Origin of the sequence: Helicobacter anseris, from assembly GCF_003364335.1 — a bacterium.
In the GTDB taxonomy this organism is placed as follows: Bacteria; Campylobacterota; Campylobacteria; order Campylobacterales; family Helicobacteraceae; genus Helicobacter_H; species Helicobacter_H anseris.
The window spans coordinates 1-7,442 of record NZ_NXLX01000033.1 but is presented as its reverse complement, the minus strand read 5'-3'; the positions used below and the strand labels follow the sequence as shown (position 1 = coordinate 7,442).

At 28.0% G+C, this 7,442-nt stretch carries 9 protein-coding genes; 8 read left to right on the top strand and 1 reads right to left on the bottom strand.

All coding sequences use genetic code 11. The annotated features are described in order from the left end of the window. The 4 genes from CQA57_RS08015 to CQA57_RS08000 all read left to right on the top strand — a co-directional run. Positions 1-1,206 (top strand): BspA family leucine-rich repeat surface protein (locus tag CQA57_RS08015; RefSeq protein WP_147288374.1); only part of this gene is annotated, 1,206 nt, incomplete at its 5' end. 127 nt (positions 1,207-1,333) lie between these two features. Next, the gene (locus CQA57_RS08010; RefSeq protein WP_115579717.1) at positions 1,334-2,791 is read left to right on the top strand and encodes a hypothetical protein; all 1,458 of its coding nucleotides are present in this window, start codon (positions 1,334-1,336) and stop codon (positions 2,789-2,791) included. 487 nt (positions 2,792-3,278) lie between these two features. Beyond that, complete coding sequence (locus CQA57_RS08005; RefSeq protein WP_115579716.1) at positions 3,279-3,632, top strand: tetratricopeptide repeat protein; 354 nt, start codon at positions 3,279-3,281, stop codon at positions 3,630-3,632. A gap of 9 nt (positions 3,633-3,641) precedes the next feature. After that, positions 3,642-4,289 carry a hypothetical protein gene (locus CQA57_RS08000; RefSeq protein ID WP_115579715.1) on the top strand — a complete coding sequence of 216 codons (648 nt, stop codon included), beginning with the start codon at positions 3,642-3,644 and terminating at the stop codon, positions 4,287-4,289. A gap of 2 nt (positions 4,290-4,291) precedes the next feature. On the opposite strand, the gene CQA57_RS07995 is transcribed toward CQA57_RS08000, so the two are convergent. Then, complete coding sequence (locus CQA57_RS07995) at positions 4,292-4,501, bottom strand: hypothetical protein (RefSeq protein WP_115579714.1); 210 nt, start codon at positions 4,499-4,501, stop codon at positions 4,292-4,294. A gap of 234 nt (positions 4,502-4,735) precedes the next feature. On the opposite strand from CQA57_RS07995, the gene CQA57_RS07990 reads away from it, so the two are divergent. Genes CQA57_RS07990 through CQA57_RS07975 form a run of 4 tightly spaced genes read left to right on the top strand, consistent with a single transcriptional unit; the run spans position 4,736 to position 7,337 of the window. Next, on the top strand, positions 4,736-5,698 hold the full coding sequence (locus tag CQA57_RS07990) for a tyrosine-type recombinase/integrase (RefSeq protein WP_170126865.1): 963 nt from the start codon (positions 4,736-4,738) through the stop codon (positions 5,696-5,698). Between the two features lie 25 nt (positions 5,699-5,723). Beyond that, the gene (locus CQA57_RS07985; protein ID WP_115579712.1) at positions 5,724-6,410 is read left to right on the top strand and encodes an AAA family ATPase; all 687 of its coding nucleotides are present in this window, start codon (positions 5,724-5,726) and stop codon (positions 6,408-6,410) included. After that, positions 6,400-6,831 (top strand): hypothetical protein, encoded by a 432-nt coding sequence (locus CQA57_RS07980; protein WP_115579711.1) that lies wholly within the window; start codon positions 6,400-6,402, stop codon positions 6,829-6,831. Before CQA57_RS07985 ends, CQA57_RS07980 begins: the two co-directional genes overlap by 11 nt. Beyond that, positions 6,828-7,337, top strand: a complete 510-nt coding sequence (locus tag CQA57_RS07975; RefSeq protein WP_115579710.1) for a nucleoside phosphorylase-I family protein — start codon at positions 6,828-6,830, stop codon at positions 7,335-7,337. Before CQA57_RS07980 ends, CQA57_RS07975 begins: the two co-directional genes overlap by 4 nt. Positions 7,338-7,442: the final 105 nt, after the last annotated feature.

The following is a 7,442-nucleotide window of genomic DNA, read 5'->3' as shown; positions in this document are numbered from 1 at the left end:
ACCTCACTCATTACTGATATGAGCCAGTTATTTCTTAATACTGAGAGAATGAATTTCAGTGGTATTGAAAACTGGAATGTTAGTAATGTAAAGAATATGCAAGAAATGTTCTGTTGGTGCAATAGCTTCAATGCTGATCTTTCCAAATGGAATGTCAGTAATGTAGAGAATATGCAAGGAATGTTTTCTAATTGCAATAGCTTTACTTCTGATCTCTCCAAATGGAATACTAGTAAAGTAATTGATATGTCTTATATGTTCTATGAGTGCGATAGTTTCACTTCAGATTTATCTAAGTGGAATGTCAGCAATGTAGAGGATATGCAAAGTATGTTTTATTGTTGCAATAGCTTCACTTCTGATCTCTCCAAATGGAATACTAGCAATGTAGAGGATATGCAAAGAATGTTCTGTAATTGCAAAAATTTCACTTCAGATTTATCTAAGTGGAATGTCAGCAAGGTAGAGAATATGGCATTTATGTTCTGTGATTGCTATAACTTCAATGCTGATCTCTCCAAATGGGACACTAGCAAGGTAGAGGATATGTATAGTATGTTCTATTTTTGCAAAAACTTCACTTCTGATCTCTCTAAATGGGACACTAGCAGGGTAGAGGATATGGCTTATATGTTCTCTGATTGTAATAGTTTCACTTCAGATTTATCTAAGTGGAATGTCAGCAAGGTAGAGAATATGGCATTTATGTTCTGTGATTGCAAAAACTTTACTTCAGATCTTTCCAATTGGAATGTTAGTAATGTAGAGAATATGCAAGGAATGTTCAATCGTTGTAATAGTTTCACTTCAGATTTATCTAGGTGGAATACTAGCAATGTGAAGGATATGGCTTATATGTTTTCTAATTGCGATAGTTTCAATGCTGATCTTTCTAAATGGAATGTCAGCAAGGTAGAGAATATGCAAGGAATGTTCAATCGTTGTAATAGCTTTACTTCAGATCTTTCCAAATGGAATGTTGGTAAGGTAGGGGATATGAAAGAAATGTTTCGTTGTTGCAATAGCTTCACTTCTGATCTCTCCAAATGGGATACTAGCAAGGTAAAGAATATGGCTTATATGTTCTGTGATTGCAATAGCTTCAATGCTGATTTATCCAATTGGAATGTTAGTAATGTAAAGAATATGCAAGGAATGTTTGATGATATTCCAGGATATATCAAGCCAAATTGGTGTAAATATTAAATCCTTTAAAAAGGACAGATTGAGCTTTAAGTTGAGTGCTTAGACACTTTAATGACTATTGGAAAGCAATAGATGAGTTTTCCAATAGGGAAGCTCTCTTTGTTTTCGCACATATAAAGGATAGAAAATGGAAAATTTAGAAAGAAAATTAGAATTAATTAAAACAGTAGCAGTATCAGAGACGGTGAAAAATAGTATGCCAATGGCAAAATTTTCCATCAAAAAAAATATTCTTAGTATTAATTTTGGAGGAGTATCAAAAACCTTCAGATTAGATACTTTTACAGAACCAAGTCTTTATAATATTGAGGGACTATTTTTTGATATTTGCTCTAGTTTTGATCTATTGTTGAGTGATGAGAATAATTCAAACTACGATGATATGAGAATTATCTCAATTGAGAATTCACTAAGAACGATAGAAAAAGATAGTATTGAGTGTATTCCAACCTATTACTACTATACAGAAGAACAGCTTAATAATTTTTTTGATTTTTCCTACCAAGATTTTGAGGAACAAGTCTTAGAAAAAGCAAAAGATTTTTTTGTTGTATCTCAATACAAAGGAAAAAGGTTTTACATTACACCAAAAACTATTTGCTCTCAGCTCTATTATTTTGATTGTGAATATGATGAAGATAATCAAGAGTTTAGAGAAATTCTAAAAAAAATTAGAACAAAAAAAGATGTAAAAGAACATCTTGATATTAATGAGGACAAAAAAATCTTCATTGTTCCTAACAGAAAAAAAAATCTAGGATTTAAGTATAAAAAAGCTCTTAAAGAATTGGTTGATTTTATTAATATTGAAAATTACAAACTAAATTTTCTAGGAGCTATAGAAGAAACTTGTAATAGACTGTTGAGATATAACCCTACAATGTTATTTTTGAATGAGGATATGTTGATTGATTTTAAAGATCAATTAGTTTCTGAATTTGTTCATGAAAAAACCATCATTGACAAAGATAGAGAAGAATTGAATACTTTTCTTTCTGAATACATAACAAAAAAATATTTTAAATTTTTGCCAGAAACAAAATCTGTAGTTTTCTGTCCTATCAAAGAAATAAACATTGAGGTATTCACATTCAAAAGGTTGAAGTTTTTTCAATTTGGTAGATTTAGTATAGAAAATATTAAAGACTTTAATAATAGAAATGATTTTGTATTTTATTTGAAATTAGATACGCCTACACTTCAAGATAGCTATCAAGAAAATATTTATCATTTTTCTCTTAATAGCGATATTATTCAACCAATAGTTGAGCATTCTCTTGACCCTAGAATTTCTATGGTAAATATAATGGATATTCTTCTAAGAAGAGAACGCACTAAATTAAATGGTTTTGATTATGCAATTAAACCTCATTTGAAAGAATTCTTTGTTGATGTAAAAGATTCTTACAATGCTGGAAATTGTGTTATTGGAACAGAGCAATTTATGCAAAAGTTTGGCTTAAAAGAGCAGAAAGAAATCAGAGCAGATAAGCTATTCGCTTTGGATTCAAGTAACGCTTTTGTGCGAAGAGCCATCATTGCAGCGTATCAAAAATTTAAAGAAAATGAGCAGAGTGTTTATTAAACACCATTTCATTTCGCCCCTCTGGGGTTTTTTATATTTATACCAAAGCTTATTATGGTAGGTTTTTGTATAAATATTTTTGTGTGTAGCAAAATAATACTAATCTTTTTATATGTATTATGCGTATAGATTTATACATAGTATGTGTGTAAAATACTACATATACTATGTAACAAAATAAAATCAATCACAAAAAAACCAAATCAAGGCTATTGTAATTTATATAGATATTTGTTTTTAAAACTAAGAGATTATATAATTGTAGTAGAGGTTGCCCTAAAGAGGTGGCTTCCTCCTTAGGGTTACCTACTTTCAAATGAAAGGAGGTAATCAAATGAAGATATTACACCATATCTTGATAGTGATTATATTAGTTTTAATGCTAATAAGTCAAGCCTATTAAGATAAAACCTCTTAGCTCATCTCATAAGCGTGGGCTAGGAGAATATCTTCAACCTCTAGCTTATGTTTTAAAGAAGGAGAAATAATGAAGAAAATCTTACTCGCATTACTAATGATGTCTATAACACTCCAAGCAAATGCAGAAAAGAAAGAAGAGGAAAAACTTCAAAAAGAATGTGATAATGGAAATAGCATATCTTGTGCTAAAGTAGGATATGAGTATCTATTTGTTGATAATCCAAAAAGTGTAGAATTCTTAGAAAAATCGTGTAATTTAAAGATGGTGCAATCTTGTTTAGTTCTTGGAACAATGTATGAAAATCACGATGATTTTGGAAATGACTACGCCAAAGCTAAAAAGTTTTATGGCAAAGCGTGTGATTTGAAAGATCAAGATGGTTGTAAAGAATACACAAAATTAAGTCAAAAAGGATACTGACACGCAAAAATGCAAACAGCAATTCTTAATCATCAAAAAATCACTATAGAAGAATATGCAAAAAGATATGGAAGTAAAAAAGTAGTGGTTTTTTGTGAGTTTTGCAATGAAGAAATGTTTCCTTTTGCATTAAATAGTATTTGCGTCAGAGCAAGATTTCATCACAAAAAACATTCAAAATGTCTTTATGCAAAACCTGCAAAATATATTGTAAAAAAGAACTCTAGCAAAATAAATAAAGCTTTATTGCAAGACATCAAAGAGAACCTTAATCACATCTATGCTTGTTGTAAGTTTTTTTTCAGAGATGAGCGTTTTTTAGCAATAGATTTTAAAGAGATGTTAGAGATTGCATTTGAAAGAGATATTTTTACATTTGCAAAGATTGATGTTTGGAAGCTTCCTTTTATTTTACTCTCACTCCTAGAAAAAGTAAAAATCAATAACAAGGAATATCGTTTTGTCATTGAAAATGATTTTCTTAAAATAGAGAGAGAAAAATACAAAATTGTAAAAGTTTTTGCTGATAGTGGTAGAAATGTCAATGGTGGTGAGTTTTTAATATCAAAAGATTTTTTTTATAAAATTGATACCAATTGGATACCACCAGAACTAACAAACAAATTAATTAAAATTTTTGAAGAAATCTTTAATTGAGATTATCTATCAAATATTTTTGTTTTTTCTTCCAAAACTTGTTTGTAATATAAGTTTAATGCTTCAGATAGAATCTTATTAACATATTCACTATCTTTTATATTTTTATTATCAAATGCACATATTACAGATAGTTTTTGTTGATTATTATCATCTAATGCTATTTTTATCTTTTTTGCTTCATTTTTATTTATAAAATCTAATTTTTCCATTTTTTAATCCTTTCTTTTATTTTTTTGTTATTTTATCAAAAAATTGATAAAAATATAAATTATTGCTTGACTTGATTATTTTTTTTATATATATTTTCAAAATACATATAAACTAATAATAAAAAATAAGCAGTTATTTTTTTGTTACCTGGTAGTTTGTATCGTATTTTATACATATAAACTTAGTAAGTTTATATGTATATTTTAATAAAATACCATCTAAGGCATTTTAATATGGAAATTAGAACGATATATGATTTGGTTTTAGATTACAAAAAACCATTTTTAGAACATTTATTGTTAAAGGATTGTAAAAAAACAACAATTGATAGATTTTCTAATAAAATCGATTATTTTTCTGATTTTCTATCAATTTATGAAAAGAATATTACTATTGATAATTTTTCATCAATGCATATAAATTCTTTCTTAACATATACAAAAGATAGAATTTTAAAGAGCAAATCTATTTTGAAAAAAAGTAGAAAGGGATTAAAAAGAAAAGAGATTGTTTCTCATTGGACTTTAAAATCTTACATTACTGCACTAAAATGTTTTTTTTCTTTTATAAGCGATAATAATAATGATTTATTGGATTTTTCAAAAGTTTTTTCTAAAATCATAAAAATAAAAGAAAATACAGAGATTGAAAGATTTACATTGGCAGAAAGAGAAAAAATTCAAAGTGTTTTAGAAAAAGAAAGCCAAGAAGCTTTAAAAAAAGGAAATTTGCAACAAATTAGAAATATCCTTGCTCTTAATATTCTTTTTTACACTGGATTGAGAGTTTCTGAAGTCTTGCAGATCAATAAGGGAGATTTTAGAGAACACGATGAAAGATTCTTTTCAATAGACATCAAAGGAAAAGGAGGTAAAGTTAGAAAAACTTTCATTTTGAAAGAGATTGTAATTGAATTCTTGGATCTAATACCAGAGGATAAAAAAATTATAAATGTTGAGTATGTGTCTTTTTACCAGAAAATTAACAGGTTTTTAGCTAGGTGCAATATCTCTTATCAAAAGAGTGGTTGCCACATCTTTAGACATAGTTTTGGAGATTTTTTGGTGAGTAAGGGAGTGGATTTAAAAATTATTCAGGAGTTGTTAGGACATCAAAATATTAGCACTACGGCGAAATTTTATACTCGTGCTGGTGATGATGTAAAAACAAAATCTTTGAAAGCAGTTTTTGGATAAAAGAAATAAATATAAAGGATAAAAAATGGTTTTCAGTATTGTGAATGAAAAAGGTGGTTGCGGAAAGACTACAATAGCATTAAATTTAGCTGGTGCATTGGCACAAAAAGGTAGAGATGTTTTCTTAATTGACGCAGATCCACAAGAGAGTGCTAGTGGAATTATGGAAATTAGAAATAGCAATAATATTGATATGACCTTTACAAGCGGAAAAATGGTTAGAAATGCGATTAAACAAATTCCAAAAGTAAAAGAAAAATATGATGATCTAGTTATAGATACTGGTGGTAGAGATACAATGGAAATGAGAATGTCTATTGCCTATTCTGATGTTGCTATAATTCCTATTATTCCTAGTCAATTAGATATGGATATATTTCATCATATGATTTTGACCGCTTGTGATGCTAAAGTTTTTAATCCTGTCCTAAAAATTGTTATAGTTATTTCAAAAAGCTCAACCAATCCATTTTTGGAAAAAAATATTGATATAGTTAGAAAATTCCTAGAAGAAAAACAAAAAGATGATGAATTAGACTTTTTAATTTTGCAAAATGCTATTTCTGAAAGAGAAGCATATAAAAATTGTTTTAGAAATGGATTGACAATCTGTGAAACAAAGGATAAACAATCTCAAAAGGCAAGGGAAGAATTTATTTTATTTTTTAATGAGCTTATAGAAGCTACAAAAGGAGAACGCAATGGGGAATGATAAGCAAAAAGCACTTGAGCAATATCTATCCAAAGGCAGAGGTGAAAAATTATCTCCATCAAGTATAACGAAGAATAATGATCTGAAGTATTTTAGTTTTTTTATCAATGAGAAAGAACAAAAATTCTTGCAAGAAAAATTTGGGTTAAATTTTAAAAACAATAGGAGATCTGCATTAATAAGGAATGAAATTGAAAAAAATATATCAGGATTAAAAAAGGGTAGTGTCGTTTTTTCTGACTTGGAAAATAGACTTTATTTATTTTTATCAAAGAAAAAAATAAAAATAATTTTTTATCACAAAGTAGAGGAACTTAATGAGTTTAATAAGATTTTTTTGGAATTAGAGCAAAAGCTAAGCACTAAATTAAAAAAAGAAACACTTATTAGATTTTTCCTATTGAAAGGATTTTATAAATGAATATAGAAAATCAAAAAATAAATACTGTAGATTTGGGAAATGGTATCCATTTTATTAGAGTAAAAGATGGCTATGCTGATAGCTTTAAAGGTAAAAAGCTTGAATTCTATAATTACGAGATCGATAGTTATTTTTCGGTTTATTTTAAAAATGAAGCTGAATTAAAAATGGGAAAATATCGCTCAGATATAATAGAGACAAATGATTTAAAAAAGGGATTGGAAGGTTGTGTTCCTCAAGAGTGTATAAGGAGTTATCATTTTTTATTCTTTTACTTAATATCTCATCAGTGGCGTTCAACCAATAAATATTACACCAATTTTCATAAAGGTGCATTTATTGCTCTCAAAACAGTCGAGCAGCAATATTGTGATATTAACGCAGATAGAACAGATCTTTTGAAAATTCATAAGTTAAGATTAGAATATTATAGAAACTTGCAAATAGCAACCTATCTTCCAGAGATTAGAAAAAATTATTATGAAGGAAAAACTCTCGCTTTATAATTTTTTTGCTATAATTGTGTCTTAAAGTTTTTATAACTTCACGATTTTTCGTGTTAGGGTTCTGTCATTTTGTGTATCACTATGTATTACATAGGCAAAAGCATT

Excerpts from the sequence above, each read along its gene's own strand:
- CQA57_RS08010 (WP_115579717.1), top strand. The coding sequence starts at position 1,334 with ATGGAAAATTTAGAAAGAAAATTAGAATTAATTAAAACAGTAGCAGTA.
- CQA57_RS08005 (WP_115579716.1), top strand. The coding sequence starts at position 3,279 with ATGAAGAAAATCTTACTCGCATTACTAATGATGTCTATAACACTCCAA.
- CQA57_RS08000 (WP_115579715.1), top strand. The coding sequence starts at position 3,642 with ATGCAAACAGCAATTCTTAATCATCAAAAAATCACTATAGAAGAATAT.
- CQA57_RS07995 (WP_115579714.1), bottom strand. The coding sequence starts at position 4,501 with ATGGAAAAATTAGATTTTATAAATAAAAATGAAGCAAAAAAGATAAAA.
- CQA57_RS07990 (WP_170126865.1), top strand. The coding sequence starts at position 4,736 with ATGGAAATTAGAACGATATATGATTTGGTTTTAGATTACAAAAAACCA.
- CQA57_RS07985 (WP_115579712.1), top strand. The coding sequence starts at position 5,724 with ATGGTTTTCAGTATTGTGAATGAAAAAGGTGGTTGCGGAAAGACTACA.
- CQA57_RS07980 (WP_115579711.1), top strand. The coding sequence starts at position 6,400 with ATGGGGAATGATAAGCAAAAAGCACTTGAGCAATATCTATCCAAAGGC.
- CQA57_RS07975 (WP_115579710.1), top strand. The coding sequence starts at position 6,828 with ATGAATATAGAAAATCAAAAAATAAATACTGTAGATTTGGGAAATGGT.